Below are 17172 nucleotides of genomic sequence, written 5' to 3'. Positions count from 1 at the left end.
GAAATGAAAAAGATAATCTATATATTACTGATAATCACCGGAAGCGCCTGTAACAAACTCGAGTTGAAACCTTTGGATAAACTTTCTGAGGCAGACATATGGAACGATCAGTTGTTGGTCACGTTATACGTAAATGCTACTTATAATACCCTTCAGCATGGTTTTCGTCAAGATTTACTTTCTGCAGCTACCGATGAGATGTATAATATCCATAACTGGACAAATTTGCGAGTAGTTCAAACCGGAGCGATTACTGCTGATAATGTCGCCGATATCGGCGGCAAGGTTAATTACTTTAATTTTGCGTATAATAATATCCGGAATATCAATGTGTTCTTTTCTAAGATTGACGGGGCACCCGGAGATGGTACTTTTAAAAATGGCGTTAAAGGTGAAATGATGTTCTTGCGGGCTAATTTGTATGCAAATCTGATCTGGCGCTACGGAGGTGTACCCTTGATAACCAAAGTATTTGCACTTAATGACGATTTTAAAGTTTCCAGGGCGAGTTATGACGATTGTGTGAAGTACATTGTGAGCGAGCTGGATATTGCCGCGGGCTTATTGCCGCCTGATCAGCCCGGCGGTCAACTAGGACGGGCATCTGCCAATGCCTGTAAAGCACTAAAGAGCCGTGTGTTGTTATACAGTGCTAGTGCGCTAAATAATCCGACACATGACCAGAGCAAATGGCAGGCTGCAGCCGATGCGAGTGAAGCTTTACTGAACGCAGGCTATAGCCTCAACCCTGATTACCAGGGTACTTTTCTGGCTAACAACAAGGAAATTATTTTTGCGCGTTACTTTACCCAAGCTAATAATACCAACTTTAATTTGGAACAGGGACGCAATGGGTCAGACGGATGGGGCGCCCACAATCCAACCCAAAACCTCGTTAATGCCTATGAAATGAAGGCAACAGGAGAATTGCCTTATATCGAGCAGCCCGACGGTTTATGGTTGTTAAATCCAGCTTCCGGATATGATCCAAACAACCCCTATAATGGAAGAGATCCGAGATTTGAAGCGACTATTCTACATGACGGGTCTATTTGGGCTGGCAGGGAAACGGAAAGTTACCATGGTGGAAAAGACTCGCCTGAAGGTAATCAAGGCTGGAATTCATCTCTTACATCATACTTTCTGAAGAAGTTTCTTATAGAAAGTATACCGCCAGCCGGTTCTACAGTCAAACCCACAAATCCCTGGATATTTTTCAGATATGCTGAAATATTATTAAATTATGCCGAAGCTAAATTTGAACTTGGCGATGAAGCCACTGCCCGTGAATATTTAAATAAGGTCCGCTCACGGCCGGGTGTAAGTATGCCTGCCGTAAATGACAGCGGCGAAAAGCTGAAAAAACGGATTCAGAATGAAAGACGTATAGAACTGGCTTTTGAAGAACACCGCTTTTTTGATGTTCGTCGCTGGAAAATTGCCAGCTCGACAGAAAGTAAAAGTCTGATGGGCATGAATATACAAAAGTCAGGTTCGGTTAAAACCTATGCATTTGTTAAAATCATCGACAGGGTATTTAAAGATGCCAATTATCTTGTGCCTATACCACGTTCGGAAGTTGACAAAAGTCAAGGTGCACTACCACAAAATCCTGGGTATTGAGAATAAAAAATAATAATGTCACTTAATCCGCGTAAGCGAATACTTTCACGAATCATATGGTAAAAAAATATCAGAGGGTCATAGCAATAGTCAGGAATATCCTGATGATAATTGCTTTATTGACAGGCAAGCAGGTAATCGCCCAGGAATTAAAATCCGGTACCATCAACCGAAAAGTATTGGTTCAAAGGCATAACATAAAGCTTACTGATCTGGATGCGGCAGGGCCAACACAGGTTGGTAACGGGAATTTCGCCTACGGGTTTGATGTTACGGGTATGCAAACCTTTAACGATAAATTCACCACCATGTCACATTGGAGCTGGCACAGTACACAACCTCCAAAGGGTCTGACAGCTGCTGATTTCATAAAAACAGAGCAGGAAACACATGGCCGCGCGGTACCATACGACCTACCGAATCCGAAACAACCCGAACTTACCCAATGGCTGGCCAGTAATCCACATCGTTTTAATCTGGGGCGCATTGGTCTTTGGTTAAAGAAAAAGAGCGGTGATATGGCTGGTAAAACTGATATCAAGGAGCCGGTTCAATATTTCGACTTATGGACTGCAATGGCCGAAAGCAACTTCACCATAGAGGGTATACCGGTCAAAGTAACTACAGTGGGCGACCCTTCAAAGGATATTGTAGCGTTTAAGATAGAGTCGCCGCTGATCACTGCCGGCCGCCTTGGTGTCTTCATTGAATTTCCTTACGCCAGTCTTCAATATTTTAGTACAGGTTCTGATTATCAAAAACAGAATGCACATCAAACAACGATACGCAGTGAGGGGCATAATCAGGTCAGCTTTAACAGAAAGCTGGACAGCACTACGTATCAGGTAAAGGCTCGATGGACAGGAGTAGGAAAAGTAGAGAAAGAAAAGGAACATTATTTTAAATTCAGTCCTGAAGGATCGAATTCCGTGGAATATGTGTTTTGTTTTTCGCCCGACCGCGTTACTTACGCTATGCCAAGCTTTACACAGGTATGCTTAAACAGCGCTGCTGGATGGCCTGATTTTTGGAAAAGTGGTGGTGCAATTGATCTCTCCGGGAGTAAAGATAGCCGGTGGATGGAGCTGGAGCGGCGAATAGTCTTGTCACAATACCTGATGAAAATAAATGCATCGGGAAAATACCCGCCACAGGAAACCGGGTTGGTTAATAATAGCTGGTATGGCCGGTTTCACTATGAAATGTACTGGTGGCATTCAGCTCACTATGCGTTATGGGATCGGTGGCCATTACTGGAAAACAGTCTGAATGTCTATGCTGACAACTTATCCTCATCGCGAGAAAGAGCAAAATTACAGGGATATGAAGGTGCCAGGTGGCCTAAATGTACTGGCCCTTACGGACGGGAATGGCCGGACCAGACACATGCCTTTTTAATCTGGCAGCAACCCCATCCCATTTTTTTTGCCGAACTGGATTATCGTGCCCATCCTACCTTGAAAACATTAAAAAAATGGGACAATATCATACAAGAGACGGCGGATTTTATGGCCTCCTATGCATTTTTAGACAAGGCCAGGAATGAGTATATATTAGGCCCGCCTATGAAAACAGTTCCGGAGAACAATAATGCATTTACTACACAAAACCCCGCTTTCGAAATGTCGTATTGGCGATTTGGACTGCAGACCGCCCTGCAATGGAAAGGCAGGTTGAAGGCAAAGCCAAAGGCGGAGTGGGAAAGCGTATTGAATGGATTGGCTCCAATACCGGCAAGAGACAGCCTGTATGAACAATGGGAAGGCATCGACAGCATGTGGACAAAATTTAACTTTGAACATCCGGCTATGACGGGGGTGTTTGGTGTTTTGCCCGGAAATGGCGTTGACCTGAAGATAATGGAAAAGACTTACCAAAAAGTACAGTCTGTATGGAAATATGATACAGGTTGGGGTTGGGATTTTCCAATGGTAGCGATGTGTGCAGCCAGACTTGGACATCCGAAAGACGCGGTGGAGATGCTTTTACATCCGTCTAAAAAATTCGGATTTGACAGCCATGGTCTTGTAGGCGGCGGCAATCCTTATCCATATATTCCTTCTAACGGAGGCCTGTTGTATGCGGTGGCTATGATGACTGCCGGCTGGGATGGTGACAAAAATATTCATCAACCGGGGTGGCCAAAGGATGGCTCTTGGGTAGTAAGATGGGAGAATCTTAAAAAAGCGCCATAAAGTAAAGACGAATGGTGAATAACCTGGTGGAGTCTTTTCTTGAGCGGATCAATGCTAAAGATTTACAATATTTTCTCGTAAATTCAGATACTTTAACGCTTAACCAAATATTGCGATGAATAAATTCTATATCATGATGTTCTTCCTTACCCTGACATTGGGTAAGGCATACGCTCAGTCGGAAACTTATCAGATAGAGACGTTGAGTAAACCCGAAAAATTAATGCCAACTACCGCCAGTAATAAGTTGTACGAAAATATTGATAAGAATTTCGTGAAGCTATCGGTTACGGATGATCTGACAGACTTTGGTACACATCCTGTCATTTTAGGTTATCTTAGGGCTTATCAAAATCATTATCCGGTGACGATCAGCCCGGATATTGCCTGGCTGCTGATCTGCCAGGGATTCGCAAATCACGTGAACAATGCACCGGAAAAAATCAGGTCGCAGATTGTAAATTTTGAAGGAAAAAAAATGCTGACCGTGGAGCGGGATATGTCTGGGATAAAGAACCTGGCCGATTTCCAATGGGAAACTGTGTTTCCGGAGTTTGCAGAGCAGATCGCTGGTTTTACGGGAAAGACATTGATCGATAACTTGTCCGCTGATTTTACAACGACTACGCCAACGGTGCGGGTGGCAACTCAAATTACGATTATGGAGTCTATGAAGGAGTTTTTTAACTATAAGGTTTCCTTTGTCGGTTGTGGTATTCCTGAGGTTACCGTTGAAGGAAGCGTTGGAGACTGGAAAAAAATCCTTAAGCGGCTGGACAATCTGTCTAAGTATGATCTGAAGTGGTGGACGTCGGAATTGAAGCCCGTTATTCAGAAAATCATTGACACAAAGGAAGGAAAACTTGATAAGCAGTTTTGGATGAACATGGTCAAATACCACCAGCTTGGTGCATACGGTTCATACAATGGCATCGATGGCTGGCTGTTGAAATTTTACCCTTACCTGCAGGGCGGTTCTCCTCCTGTAGCGGAAAAGAAAGTGACTGCTGGCAATGTACCTATGGATGTGATGCTGGAGAATACAGACGCCCCGTCCTATAAAACCAGAACCCTTTATTTACGGCGATCGGAGTTCAAGGAGATCTTGTTCGTAAATACGCTGCCTAAAGAGATGGTTAACGTGCCCTTCATACTTGAGCTAAAGGATGAGAGCGGGGCTGTTAAAGAGTCTTTAAATATGGAATTCTGGGCAGGTTTTATGGGGGTTAAACAGGATAAGCAATCGTTTAATGTGAAGCCTGAAATTGGCTGGGCAATAAATCAAAAAACGGAAAAGAAGTAAAGGGGTGGTAACAAGTTGACGTTGAGGTAGCCCTCCTGCATTGGTTTCTTGGGAGCCGGAAAAAGAATCTATTTGCGTGCAATCCATTGTATAATAGCAATTTTTGTATTGTCAATATTTTGATTTTTATTTCAAATAATTGGATCAATATTAATTATATTGAAATATATGTTTCTTATGGGTTTTATTTTGATTTGTTTTTTGAATTTCAGCTGTTATCTTTGCCCTGACTTACTTTCAAACTATATGTTAAAGACAGACACAGCGAATGATATTGTTAGCAATACTGAAGATGAGCTTACCCGTTTTATTGATCCTTATACCGACTTTGGCTTCAAGCATATTTTCGGTAAAGCCCCTAACCGGGACTTTCTGATCAAATTCCTGAACGGTGTGTTCAGGGGAAGGAAAGTAATAGTCGATATTCAGTATAAAAACACGGAATACAAAGGCCCTGGCCGTGATTACCGGAAAACAATATTTGATCTGTACTGCACCGGCGATAAGGGTGAAAACTTCATCATTGAAATGCAGAAAGCCAAAGTCAAAAATTTTAAAGACCGGAGTATTTTCTATACGGCAAATCTGATCCAGGAACAGGGTGTAGGAGTGGTTGCGGATTGGGATTATCTGCTGCCGGAAATCTACTTTCTGGCGATTATGAATTTTAAGTTTGACAACAGCCATCCTGATCATTTTATTCATGATGTTCGTCTGATGGAGGTAGAAACTGGTGAGCAGTTTTATCCGAAGCTGGGCTATATATTTATTGAGATGCCTAAGTTTAAAAAATCTGAGGGCCAGCTTGAAAACGAGTTGGATGAGTGGCTTTACATCTTAAATAATTTAAAGAAATTAGATGATATTCCATTATCTTTGAGAGGAAAGCAAGAATATGAACGTGTATTCGAGATTGCAGAAGTTGGCAACTTAACCCCGGAAGAGATGAACGAGTATCAGCAAAGCTTAAAAATTCAACGTGATAATGCCAGTGCGCTTAGCTATGCAATAGAAGAAGCTAGGGAAGAAGCTAATAAAGCAGAGGGTTGGGCCGAAGGTAAAGCTGAAGGTAAGGCTGAAGGTAAGGAAGAGGGTAAAGCTGAAGGTAAGGAAGAGGGTAAATACGAAAATGCTGTAGAGACGGCCCGTCAAATGCTGACAGATAATGAGCCTATAGAAAAGATTTCAAAGTATACAAAGCTATCATTAGAAGAGATTGGATCACTGATTTAAATTCGCCCATATGAAGACTTCCATGGATGAGCCGGATGATCCTTAAATTAAATATTGCGGAAGCGAGTTCTGATATAAACGAACACCCAGGCTAAAACCGCCGTTATAATCAGGTCATATAATAAATTCACTCTCAAAAAAGAGATCATCATAGCACTTGAATCTGCTGTCTCAAAGCTTTTCTTGTGCAGGTAAGGAAACGGAAAGCCTGCTTCAACAAATGAAAATTGATTCCACAGGAATGGAAGCGCAGACATCAGCATGAAACAGGAGATAAATGTTATAAAGAATTTCATAAGGAGGTTAATTTATAAACGAATATAATAAACCCTGCTTTGGACAATATTCATACTGTGACTGTAATGCTTCTGGTCAGCTTGCTTTTATTTTTGACAAGTCGGATTGGTAAAATCAATATTTCAGACTTCCCCGTAAATAAGTAAGGACACCGGTAGACCAAAGCGCTGCAGAAAAAGGAACCAGGAACCGGGCGGAAGGTGCCTGGTCTAATCTCTATAGGGTTTGTTGTCCGCTTATCATCGGCAAATATTTCTCCCTGTTTTCATAGATGATCCAGATCAGTATGGCACAAAAAGGTAGTGCAATAGGTAAACCGGAGGCCTCGGTCACAGTGTTGGTGAGCATGATCCCTACCATTACAGGTACGATAATGAGTGCACCGAGCGCGCGTGTTCTGGGAAAGATGATGAGCAGGCCGCCCACCAATTCCGCCCATGCAATCAGTGGCATCAGCCAGCCTATAGCCATGATGGCGGTCATCGCTTTTACCAGGGGTTCGGGCATATTTTCCGGTACGGGCATATAGTTAAAGAATTTGTTGAGCCCGGCATTGATGAACATCAGTCCGAACAGCAGACTGAGTACGAAGGTGATCTTGTTTCTCATTTTATATTTTTTTAAGTTTTTTAGCAATTCGCTTTTACAAATATACCAGGTCGTTTCCTAAATGGTGCTGGCTTAAAATGACAATTCTAAGGGCAAATTGCGACATCGCATTTGTAAATTGAGAATAGTAAGTTAGCACTTTCAAAATGATTTCCGCCATTCAATATGGTTTTGATGATGAGGCTGATTGGCTATGATTTGGGCTGCTGCATATATGAAAACCGTACTTGTCTATGGCCTGACAGTTTTATGAAACAGAGGTTATTCATACGCTAATGAATTGCACTCATAAGATGCATTTATTATTTGCGATATGGAAAATTTAAAATCTAATATTGTTATTCAGGATCTGTCCATGACTATTATACGCAATCAAGCACGTGAGATAGACTGGAATGATCGTTTAATTGGCATATTAGGGGCAAGGGGAACAGGAAAGACTACGCTACTGTTACAGCGTTTAAAAGCCGAATATGGGTTCAGTGGTGATGCGATGTATATCACCATGGATGATATTAATTCTTCCATCTGCTTCGAGAAAGGCGCAGCAGAATTTTGTTATTTTGGGGTATGAAAATCAATTGCCGCATCTCTGATTTTTTACTTCCTGGCATCATTACCATACCTGCTTATCGCATCAAGAATCATAGGCTTACGGTCACCCAATTCGTAACACAATTTTAAATCTGCACGTATTTTATCCAGATCTTCATCTGGTATAGGCACTTTATCCTTTGTTGCCATTATGGTGACTTCTTTGTTTGAGCTAAGCGTCCGGCCATCTTTGAATTCATATTTTCTTATCCTGGTGAATGCACGGTTGCCAAGTGCCTCCATGTATAAAGGTTCCATTTCAATTGCCTTGTCAAAATCGACAACAGCATTGTCAAAGTCCATGTTATTGAGCCTGGCAGTACCCCTGTAAAAATACACGTCAGCATATTCCGGATTTAATGCTTGGGCCTCGTCAAGTTTCTTAATCGCTCCTTTAAAATCGCCATCTTTCATTAAGCTGGCACCTTTATTTAAATTGCTGAGGAACTTAGTTTGCTCTTTTGACAACACCTGCTTATTGTTGACGTAGTTTATCTCCAGTTTCAATTTTCCGGAGGAATAATAGATCTGCCAGAGACCTGCCTCTTTTTTATTGAGAAAATTTCCCTGCTGTCTTAACCTTCCGTTTAAGAAGTATTCCTTTGATTCTCCGTTTTCAATCCCATTTTCATAAGTGTATGAATGTCTTTTGTTTCCGTTAGGGTAATAAACGGTTCTGATCCCTTCAATAACACCTTCCTTTAGCACGCCTTCGCCCTGTATTTTGCCGCTCATAAAATAGTCGATGAACTTACCGCTGAAAGGACTGTCGGATCCTGTATTGTACCAGCGCCCTTCTTTTTTCTCCATCAATTTTGTAGTAGCTATTTTTTTGAGTTCCGCTGAACGCGCAGCATAGGCTTTGGTAGTGAGCATCATTATTTTCTCAAATTTTCCCTCATAGCCTAGTGCTTTTAATCGGCTACTGTTTGTAATTACTTCTAAGTTATAGATGTCATTATTTACAATTTGATCCTCATCATCAGGATCATCATAAATCGGGATGCTATCAACTATGTACAAGATGCGTTCTTGTTTCTCCTGTGAATAGGAGAGCGAATGACAACAAATAACGAGCAGCGTTAACAAGGTTCTATTCATAAAATAAAAGTAGCAAAAAGTTCGTGGCATTGTGTTAAACACAAAACTACCGCACTAAATCAAACTTGATTTTTCTTTTTTTAGGAAGGGGCTTAGCTGGAAGCGGGAAAAAGAATCTATAAGCGCTTTTTAAAAGACGGCAAATACCCTGGAAGAGAATATCCAGGATCATCCAGTGGAAAAATTCGATAATAAAACCAACTAGTACAGACATAACACTAACATGACTTTAATAAATGTAAAAATAAATTACTAAAATTTGGCTTATCTGTTTAATTAAGTTCAGGTTCTTATGGATTCTTACTTAGATGTAGCATTATCACTTTGTCACGGTGAAGCTGGATTCACTGGTAACACGCTGCTCAAAAATTGTTACGGTAACCTTTGTCGTGCTGGGAGCAGCAGAATGCGGGATGGTAAACTTTATGGTATTTTCAATGACTTCATCAATGTCAACGTAACCAGGCCCCAGGTTTATATAGCCATTAGTCCCAGCTGACCTGAAATTAGCCCCTTTCACCGTAACCTGGGTACCCGGGCCACCAGATAATGGAGAAATAGATTGAATGACTGGTCCTTTCACTACAAAAGTGCCGGGGACCGGATACCTTTCACCGCTATTCATCTGAACTGTCATTTTAAACTGATCACCGTTGACACCCATTGGTACTTCTACCGACAATTCTGAATCTGAAATGGTCCGTCCCTCAACTCGCTTATCTCCAAAAAATACAGCAAATGAAGGACTATGGCTGAAAGTGTTTCCTTTAATAATGATGGTACTTCCGGTATATTGCGCAGCAGGCGAAAAGGAAAACATTTCGAATGGTTTTATGGTCAATTGTTGCGGTGCAAGTATAGTGAAAGGCCCCGATGTAAGGCTCAGCGGATAAGTCCCCGCTGGCATATAAGGTATTGAAGCCAAAATATCCCCTTCATAAATCCCTGCAGAAGTAGATAACGTTCCCACATTGACCTTTGCGAAGTCAAATACTTCAATGAGCGGGAAATTAGATCCTTTTATCGTCAGCTGGTCACCGGCATATGCAACCGTTGGAGAAACTGATGAGATAATCGGCGGCGTAACCGTAAACTCACCCGGAAGGATGACCTCTACTCCGTTAACCTTGAAACTTACCTTATTTTTGACCGCTTTAACACTCGGAACGTTGGTAACAAATTCCTCGGCTGCACCGGTGTGCGCCGCTTCTTCACCTATTTTCACTGCAATGTTACTGACGGTACTAAATCCTGCAGGAAGGTTCTCTCCAGTGAAATGAAGAAGTGTACCTATCGGACCTGATTTGGGACTGAAGTCACGGAAAGAAGCAAGAATGACAAAGTCATTATCAGCCCTAATGATCTGACCATCAATATTGACGTCGACCGTGACCCATTCTTTATGGCGCAATGGAATACCCGCAGGTACTTCTACTACGATCTCTTTGTCGGTTGCGGATACGATCCTTGCCTCAAGCTGTTCGAAAAGAACTTTGAGCTGTTTCGTCCCGGAAATGAAGAAATCTCCCGAGATGGTGATCTTGTCACCGATCTTCCCCTCTAAAGGATATACGCGCTGAGAGGATAACTTAGGCATATCCACCCTGATCCGTTCGCTGTAAACAGTTCCGGATTCGTTGGTATAGTAGGCTTTGATATATAATTCGTCGCGATCGTCTACATACATTCCGGGATTGAGGCCTTCGATAATCGTGGTAAACTCCCCTGTCTTTGCTTCGCTGCCCAGTGAAACAGTCTTCATAGTCGGCCCGTCAAAATACCCCCTTACATCGTAAACAAATCCATAATCCTGAACCTTTATCTTTCCCTTACTGGTCAGACTACCTTTCAAAGTAACCCTGGTCGGGGAAATGGGAATAATTTCGAGCGCAAATACACCCGGGTGGGTGTCTTCCTGATCTGACAGTTTTTCACCCTTTTTACAGCCTGACAGGATAACTAACAATGCAATGGTAAGGGTTGTGAGAAGGCAGATATGAGTTTTTCCAGTGTACATGAGAGCGTATTATGAAGTTTAAATTTCTGCAAAGATAAAAATCATATTACATAGTTGGACTACAAGGTGTAAATAACATAGGTACCTGCGACGCCATTATATTCTATATTACTTTAGAATCAAGTTTAGTATTATGAAAATCAATTGCCGCTTCGGCTCTCAAGAGTTTATGACAAGAACGAGCACTAGTTTTTTATCTGAGGTTTCATAAACTTGTATCTCTGCAAGTACCAGGTCCGCGATGTCGTGACCCCAGATTCCGTATTTACCATTGGTTTCGTTGCGGTTGTACATCTTAGTTCGCTTTTCTATCGGGATAGTTTTGACAGTTGCTGTAGCTTCCTCTTCGGCATAAATTTTATAGTAGGTCTTGCTAATCTCTTTGAGCAGAAACTCCCTCGTAAAACCAGTTTCAGAGTTAAGTTCAAACTTATATTCATTTCTTAATGGATAATCTATCAATACGATTGCTGTCTTCCGGCTGATTAAAGTCTCTTCTGCGTCTTTAAGCTCTGGGATATCCTGTTCAGGTTTTTCCAAACTGGCCCAGGGTATAAGGCCGTCTTCGAAACTGGCGGTGTCGGTTGTCTTGACCTCGAAGGAAATGGTTCCAAGGAATTTACCCAAATAAGCATAGTCTTTTTCTCCTGATGTTTTCTCCCTTTGTTTGATGATCTCTAGTGGATCGGCTAATTGTTTACTTGTTTTGGCACTGCAACCAAACAATGCGGAAAGAATCAGGACTGAGAGCAGATGTTTCATATTGTAAAAAATGGGGTTTAATCAAAACTGAGAGGCTAGGGGTAGTCATTCTTCTATTCTGACCCCTTTAAATATTTACTAAATACATTGATATACCGGTCATCAAAAGTGACAACGGTTATATGTTTCCACTTAAACTTTGTTGTGTTTGTTCGAAACACTCCTTCAGCATTAAAGTACCAGATTCGAACGTATTTTTCCTTAACCTTAATGATCGGGCCGATATCAAAAGTGCTTTCCTTCGGATGTTCGTTTTCAATAATTACATTAAATCCCAGTTTTTGGATGCTGTTAAAAATTGTTGACCAGCTCGTTAAGTCAACGTTACGTGTATAGTTAATTTCATCCCAGACTTTCTCAGATCGCATGATCTTGTCGCAGCACTTATCATTACGATTATTTCGAATCTTAATAACAGTATCCAATGGTAAGATTTTAAATCCTTTTAAAAGGAAGTCGTCACTTTCTTGCAGGATCAAAAACTCTTTCGTGTAGTCTACAATATACCCATGGAAGTTGCCAGCAGATTTGCCGTCAATTTCTCGAATTATCGTGCAATATGTTTTTTGTTTAAAGTGTTTTTTGATTTTCGAAAGCGTATTCATATCCGAATGTAAATAATTATTTTAGACTTAGAATTTAAAGGTGTAAATTCCTTTAAAAAGATTAAAGAACCTATATGAAATAAACAGAAAGCTTTAGTCGAATTAATATTATTTACGAACTAGCACGTATCTTTAAAAGATAAAAAAGTTGATTCCAGAGACTCCATCTAAATATGACGCAACAAAAAAGTAGACTGATTCTTTTTCTTCCGGCTTTGATATTAATATTAAATGAATTGATAAGGACTTTTTTGAGGCCAATATATGGTCAAAGAAAATATGGACTACTTAGTGATATATTAGGATGGCTTCCCAATTTTCTTGCTCCTTTGGGTTTTATGTCAATAGCAATAGTTATAGTTATTCTAGTGCAAAGCTCATCTGGCAAACCCATTCCAAAGAAATATAAAATATTATTGTTATTTGTATTTACTATCGTCGGTTTAACAGGATTTCTTCTACACGAAATGACACAAAAAGGGACAGGGCTTATATTTGACATAGCTGATATTTATGCAACAGCAGCAGGAATATTTTTGGGAGCATATTTATTCTTCCTGTTACAGCAAAATAATTCTATTCAAATCCGGAATTGACTAGTTTTCCCGAAGTCGCCAAAATTCAACGCATCATTGATGAGATTCTGCCGGGGAATAATTAGCAATCAGAAGAGTTTTTTAATAGCTGGTTGGTAAGCCAGGAATCTGCATTTCCAACATTCCAAAGTGTAATGCCCCAGCGCTGATTTGCCGGTACGTACTTGCGGTATAGATCATAGTAGTGTAACAACAAACAACTTTCTGTGTCTTATTTTTAAAACATTGACATGACGGCAAGAACCTTTTTAAAAGCCACAACAGCCTTTGTATTTATTTCTGTCTTCTTCAAAACAAGTTCGGCTTTAGCACAAATACCAGTTGATAGTATTTATTCCATCCTTAAAAAGGAGGTCGACAATAAACGAAGCAAGAGCATCATAGTAGGCATTGTTGACGCAAATGGCAGGCATGTGATAAGTGCGGGCGTTTTGAGTGACAAAGATCCCCGTCTGCCGGATGGCAATACCGAGTATGAAATTGGCTCGGTAACTAAGGTGGTTACTTCGTTGGTATTAGCCGATATGAATTTAAAAAAGCAGCTCAGCCTTAGTGATTCACTTGTCAAATTCCTTCCTGAATATGCAAAACCGCAGGATAAGAACGTGAGTGACATTACACTTTTAAATTTAGCAACGCACACTGCCGGGTTCCCGCGTTTCCCGGATAACCATTACCCCAAAAATCTTGAAAATCCTTACGCTGATTATACAGTGGAGCAGCTGTTTGAATATGTTTCCAGGTTTAAACCGGACCATAAACCGGGTTCTCAGTTTCAGTATTCCAATACCGGCTATTCGCTGCTGGGGCAGGTAATGGTAAAGGTATCCGGTAAAGATTATGAATCACTGGTAAAGGAACGGGTCTTTTCGCCTTTAAAAATGAACAGTACTGTAATTACCCTGACGCCGGAACTTAAAAAAAATATGGCCACCGGGCATAACGAATATGGAAAACCTGTTGCGAACTGGGACATGCCTGCTGTAGCGAGTAATGGTGCTTTGAGATCTAATGTAAATGATATGCTCAATTTTGTAGCAGCAAATTTAGGGCTGATGAAATCTGATCTGTACCCGGCTATGGAACTGTCTCATGTGAAGCAGGTTAAAAAAGGCGGGGATGATGCCTATATCACTTTGGGCTGGACGCTTCTGGACGATAACGGTAAACAAATCTTATTTAAAGATGGGGCAACTGCTGGTTACCGTTCCTTTGTTGGTTTTGATAAAAAGAAAAACAGGGGCGTTGTGGTCTTGTCAAACACGGTTAACGATCTTAATGATATTGCCAAGCATATTCTGGATTCGACGTATGCCTTAAAACCTTATCAATATCAATGGACGCTGTTGGATACCATTAATTCTGCGGCTAAGCTTAAGGGAGCGGATGCCGCCATTACTTTATATCTTCGGCTTAAAGAGGCTAAAAATGCGGATCTCGTATTTGATGAGCGTGTGCTTATTTATGCAGGCGATGAATTGCGAAAAGCCAATAAGATGGACGACGCTATTAAATTATACAAATTTAACCTGACGGAGTATCCAAATTCTACACAGACTTATGAAAGCCTGGCAGACCTTTATACACGAACTGGTCATGTTAAAATGGCGGTTGATGTTTATGGGAAACTACTAAAAACAGACCCTAAAAATGCAACCGGAATCTGGAGGTTAAAAAGGCTGTCAAAACCGTAATATTATAACATCCGCTTTTGCATACGATATTTTCCTCTTATCCTCCTTTAACCTCCCAAACGCGTCACACCGTATCCCATACGAATCTCACCCGGGCTTGACGGGGTTGGGATACCGTCAAACCCGGGTGGTATCCGGGTCGGATTAATTTATAATCTCTCCCTTATTATTGGCCAGCTTTTCACGCCATTTTTGAAGTTCCTCTGGTGCCATTCTCTCCCAATCTGTCACTTCGCCAACGATTTTTAATGGGGATTGTGAGCGATAGGAACGTGTCGGATTGCCTGGAAATTTTTTGTCGGTAACATTCGGATCATTTTCAAAATTCCCTGTCGGTTCAATCATATAAACACGCTCAGGTCTATCGCTATTTGCCAGGGAAGCAGCAAGTCCCGCACCGTTAACAAGGCCTGTGAAATAAATGTGATTCATTTTGAGTTCGGGTTGATAGTTAGAACTGCCCCCTGGTGTCAGTAAATCGCCAACCTTTAAATCTGCTTTCGTGCCATGATAAAAAGGACCCTTGTCAGAAGGTTTATCTTTAAATGAGTTTGCTAAGTCATGATTCGTTTTTGCCTTGTCAGGGTCGTTTAATTCCTCATAGCATTTGGCAATGTTAAAATATAGAGATGGGTAAGCACTCTTAACTGAGTCGTCGTTTATTTTTAATGCAAACTGCAAAGCCGTTTCCAGCCATTTGAGTTTGTCTGAAACATTTTTTTGATGTCGGGCTACATAATAAGCTGCAATAAATTTTTCTAAATCGTCAGTCGCTTCGTTCCAGGCCTGAAGAAAAAGTTTGTTTGCTTCTTCAGGTTTGCCTTGTTCTTCCATGCCCATACCCTGAAGACTGAGCTTGACTACATTGTTGCTTGGGTTGAATTCCATTTTCTGATTTTTCTATGATTGTTCGTTACTAAGGTTATTTGTTGTTTCGATCATGATTTCAATTGCCTTTGAAAAATAGGTTTCAATGATCTTGTTTTCCTCTTCTGAAAATGAAGCGGTAAGCATTTCCGACTTGTGCCGGAATTCTTTATAAAGCGGCGCCAAAAGCGCCATGATTTTTTCGGTGTTTGGTACGATGATTACCTTTCGTCTGTCGTCCCTGGAAAATTGTCTTTCCAGTAAATTCTTCTTTTCAAATCTGTCTATTAAACCCGTAACGGCACCTGTGGTCAGTCCCGTCAAGTTTGAAAACTCGCCAGCTGTCATTTGTCCCCGCTGAATTAAAAACCCTAAGTATTTATGATCAGTGCCTGAAAATCCTGCCTTTCGGCCGATAGCTTCATGCATTTGAATAGAAGTATAAGCATATGCCTGAACTAGTTTTCTGATTCGATCAATATCGCTCTTACCCATGTATTGTCTTACTTGATGATTATCTTAGTTACAAAGATAAGTTTAATTTTTGAGTAATTCAAGTAATTACGGTAGAAATTCTAGCTATCTTATAATAGTAACTCCCCCCTTTAGTGAACTGCAGCTCCCTTTCAGGTCTATTACATAATAATAGGTACCAATAGGGAGGTCAGTTCCTTGCCACCTTCCATCGAATGGTTTATCATATCCGGTGGAACTGAATATCTTTTGTCCGTTTCTGTTAAATATAGTGACCGATATTCCGGTATATTTGGATAGTTCCTGTATTTGCCAGCTATCGTTGATGCCATCACCATTTGGGGAAAAGGTGTTGGGGATTTGGATATTTGGTTCTCCCAATATGAGTTTGAGCGGGACTTTTTCGCTTTCACATTCTCCGATTTTATAGCTGAGCACATAATTCGAAACCAGATCTGTGATGATCTTAAATGAGCCCATCACATTTGAAGCAACAGGAGTGATAGCAGATCCTTTATATAAGTTGTACACCCCTGAGTTCATGTGAGCATCTCTGACACGTATGATGACCTCGGTACCGGGACAGGCGGTTACCGGATCTGTCTGTGGGGGAGCTATGAAAGAACCGGTATTTGCAATATCGATGATGCCTGTTACGGCCTCACAATCATTTTGATCTTTTACTGTAAGGCGATATTGTCCAGCATACACGTTGTTGAGTTCAGGTGATGAAAAGGTAAGTCCGGTGTTGCTTTCCTGCCATTTATAGATATAAGGCGGCGTACCACCGCTAATGCCGATGCCGTTTATTGAGCCCTTACCCTGCATGCAGTTGTCCTTGTTCACGGATAGTCCTTCGTAATGGATGGTCAGTTTCGGAACCAAGCCCACATTGACTTGTCTGTAGAGCGTTTCACATTCACCATCCATGGTAAAATAAATGGCATAATTGCCCGGTTTTAAGTTTGGAGTGCTGGCTGTGTTTCCTGCAGGGAGATTGTTTTCATCTGCCACCCGGATTTGATCGGGCCCGATCCCTGATCCAAAGTCGATGCTGATACTGCCATTAAATTCGTCGCAGTTCGCAGGGGATGTGGTAATTTGGTATCCGGGATATGCGGTAATGGCGGTTTCAATGGTGAATGGCCGGCTTTCTTTCTTACAACCTGAATTATTGCTGAAAACCAGATGGTAGGTTCCCT

15 protein-coding genes are annotated in these 17172 nt (G+C 41.2%); 7 read left to right on the top strand and 8 right to left on the bottom strand.

All coding sequences use genetic code 11. The features are described from left to right. Positions 1–3: 3 nt before the first annotated feature. The 4 genes from VK541_RS06770 (at position 4) to VK541_RS06755 (ending at position 6354) form a co-directional block, all read left to right on the top strand. Positions 4–1623 carry a RagB/SusD family nutrient uptake outer membrane protein gene (locus VK541_RS06770; RefSeq protein WP_324368207.1) on the top strand — a complete coding sequence of 540 codons (1620 nt, stop codon included), beginning with the start codon at positions 4–6 and terminating at the stop codon, positions 1621–1623. Positions 1624–1679: 56 nt separating this feature from the next. Continuing rightward, the gene (locus VK541_RS06765) at positions 1680–3818 is read left to right on the top strand and encodes a hypothetical protein (protein ID WP_324368205.1); all 2139 of its coding nucleotides are present in this window, start codon (positions 1680–1682) and stop codon (positions 3816–3818) included. Between the two features lie 115 nt (positions 3819–3933). Continuing rightward, positions 3934–5121 carry a DUF4419 domain-containing protein gene (locus tag VK541_RS06760; protein WP_324368203.1) on the top strand — a complete coding sequence of 396 codons (1188 nt, stop codon included), beginning with the start codon at positions 3934–3936 and terminating at the stop codon, positions 5119–5121. 246 nt (positions 5122–5367) lie between these two features. Further along, positions 5368–6354, top strand: coding sequence for an Rpn family recombination-promoting nuclease/putative transposase (locus tag VK541_RS06755; protein ID WP_324368201.1), 987 nt, complete (start codon positions 5368–5370; stop codon positions 6352–6354). A 513-nt stretch (positions 6355–6867) separates the two neighbouring features. On the opposite strand, the gene VK541_RS06750 is transcribed toward VK541_RS06755, so the two are convergent. Further along, positions 6868–7260 carry a DoxX family protein gene (locus tag VK541_RS06750; RefSeq protein ID WP_324368199.1) on the bottom strand — a complete coding sequence of 131 codons (393 nt, stop codon included), beginning with the start codon at positions 7258–7260 and terminating at the stop codon, positions 6868–6870. A 313-nt stretch (positions 7261–7573) separates the two neighbouring features. Here VK541_RS06750 and VK541_RS06745 point away from each other — a divergent pair, with 313 nt between their 5' ends. Beyond that, positions 7574–7834, top strand: a complete 261-nt coding sequence (locus VK541_RS06745; RefSeq protein WP_324368197.1) for an AAA family ATPase — start codon at positions 7574–7576, stop codon at positions 7832–7834. 26 nt (positions 7835–7860) lie between these two features. On the opposite strand, the gene VK541_RS06740 is transcribed toward VK541_RS06745, so the two are convergent. The 4 genes from VK541_RS06740 to VK541_RS06725 form a co-directional block, all read right to left on the bottom strand. Then, entirely contained in the window at positions 7861–8955 is a 1095-nt protein-coding gene (locus tag VK541_RS06740; protein ID WP_324368195.1) for a hypothetical protein, read from the bottom strand. 319 nt (positions 8956–9274) lie between these two features. Beyond that, entirely contained in the window at positions 9275–10972 is a 1698-nt protein-coding gene (locus VK541_RS06735) for an IPT/TIG domain-containing protein (protein ID WP_324368193.1), read from the bottom strand. A 159-nt stretch (positions 10973–11131) separates the two neighbouring features. Continuing rightward, positions 11132–11734 carry a hypothetical protein gene (locus tag VK541_RS06730; RefSeq protein ID WP_324368191.1) on the bottom strand — a complete coding sequence of 201 codons (603 nt, stop codon included), beginning with the start codon at positions 11732–11734 and terminating at the stop codon, positions 11132–11134. A gap of 53 nt (positions 11735–11787) precedes the next feature. Beyond that, a complete protein-coding gene (locus VK541_RS06725; RefSeq protein WP_324368189.1) occupies positions 11788–12339 on the bottom strand; it encodes a hypothetical protein in 552 nt (183 codons plus the stop codon). 173 nt (positions 12340–12512) lie between these two features. Between VK541_RS06725 and VK541_RS06720 the strand changes: the two genes are divergently transcribed. Both VK541_RS06720 and VK541_RS06715 read left to right on the top strand, forming a co-directional pair. After that, positions 12513–12935, top strand: a complete 423-nt coding sequence (locus VK541_RS06720) for a hypothetical protein (RefSeq protein WP_324368188.1) — start codon at positions 12513–12515, stop codon at positions 12933–12935. 230 nt (positions 12936–13165) lie between these two features. Further along, positions 13166–14629 (top strand): serine hydrolase, encoded by a 1464-nt coding sequence (locus VK541_RS06715; RefSeq protein WP_324368186.1) that lies wholly within the window; start codon positions 13166–13168, stop codon positions 14627–14629. A 144-nt stretch (positions 14630–14773) separates the two neighbouring features. Here the strand turns inward: VK541_RS06715 and arr are convergent, their stop codons facing one another. The 3 genes from arr to VK541_RS06700 form a co-directional block, all read right to left on the bottom strand. Further along, entirely contained in the window at positions 14774–15244 is a 471-nt protein-coding gene (arr, locus tag VK541_RS25735) for an NAD(+)--rifampin ADP-ribosyltransferase (protein ID WP_414692610.1), read from the bottom strand. A 285-nt stretch (positions 15245–15529) separates the two neighbouring features. Beyond that, on the bottom strand, positions 15530–15991 hold the full coding sequence (locus tag VK541_RS06705) for a MarR family winged helix-turn-helix transcriptional regulator (RefSeq protein ID WP_324368182.1): 462 nt from the start codon (positions 15989–15991) through the stop codon (positions 15530–15532). Positions 15992–16075: 84 nt separating this feature from the next. Next, positions 16076–17172 (bottom strand): gliding motility-associated C-terminal domain-containing protein (locus VK541_RS06700; RefSeq protein WP_324368180.1); only part of this gene is annotated, 1097 nt, incomplete at its 5' end.

The organism is Pedobacter sp., assembly GCF_035317785.1.
GTDB lineage: Bacteria > Bacteroidota > Bacteroidia > Sphingobacteriales > Sphingobacteriaceae > Pedobacter.
Note: the sequence above shows the minus strand (reverse complement) of the source record. Positions and strands in the feature narration are given on the sequence as shown.

Excerpts from the sequence above, each read along its gene's own strand:
- VK541_RS06760 (WP_324368203.1), top strand. The coding sequence starts at position 3,934 with ATGAATAAATTCTATATCATGATGTTCTTCCTTACCCTGACATTGGGT.
- VK541_RS06720 (WP_324368188.1), top strand. The coding sequence starts at position 12,513 with ATGACGCAACAAAAAAGTAGACTGATTCTTTTTCTTCCGGCTTTGATA.
- VK541_RS06725 (WP_324368189.1), bottom strand. The coding sequence starts at position 12,339 with ATGAATACGCTTTCGAAAATCAAAAAACACTTTAAACAAAAAACATAT.
- VK541_RS06745 (WP_324368197.1), top strand. The coding sequence starts at position 7,574 with ATGGAAAATTTAAAATCTAATATTGTTATTCAGGATCTGTCCATGACT.
- VK541_RS06715 (WP_324368186.1), top strand. The coding sequence starts at position 13,166 with ATGACGGCAAGAACCTTTTTAAAAGCCACAACAGCCTTTGTATTTATT.
- VK541_RS06755 (WP_324368201.1), top strand. The coding sequence starts at position 5,368 with ATGTTAAAGACAGACACAGCGAATGATATTGTTAGCAATACTGAAGAT.
- VK541_RS06730 (WP_324368191.1), bottom strand. The coding sequence starts at position 11,734 with ATGAAACATCTGCTCTCAGTCCTGATTCTTTCCGCATTGTTTGGTTGC.
- VK541_RS06705 (WP_324368182.1), bottom strand. The coding sequence starts at position 15,991 with ATGGGTAAGAGCGATATTGATCGAATCAGAAAACTAGTTCAGGCATAT.
- VK541_RS06750 (WP_324368199.1), bottom strand. The coding sequence starts at position 7,260 with ATGAGAAACAAGATCACCTTCGTACTCAGTCTGCTGTTCGGACTGATG.
- VK541_RS06740 (WP_324368195.1), bottom strand. The coding sequence starts at position 8,955 with ATGAATAGAACCTTGTTAACGCTGCTCGTTATTTGTTGTCATTCGCTC.
- VK541_RS06770 (WP_324368207.1), top strand. The coding sequence starts at position 4 with ATGAAAAAGATAATCTATATATTACTGATAATCACCGGAAGCGCCTGT.
- VK541_RS06765 (WP_324368205.1), top strand. The coding sequence starts at position 1,680 with ATGGTAAAAAAATATCAGAGGGTCATAGCAATAGTCAGGAATATCCTG.
- VK541_RS06735 (WP_324368193.1), bottom strand. The coding sequence starts at position 10,972 with ATGTACACTGGAAAAACTCATATCTGCCTTCTCACAACCCTTACCATT.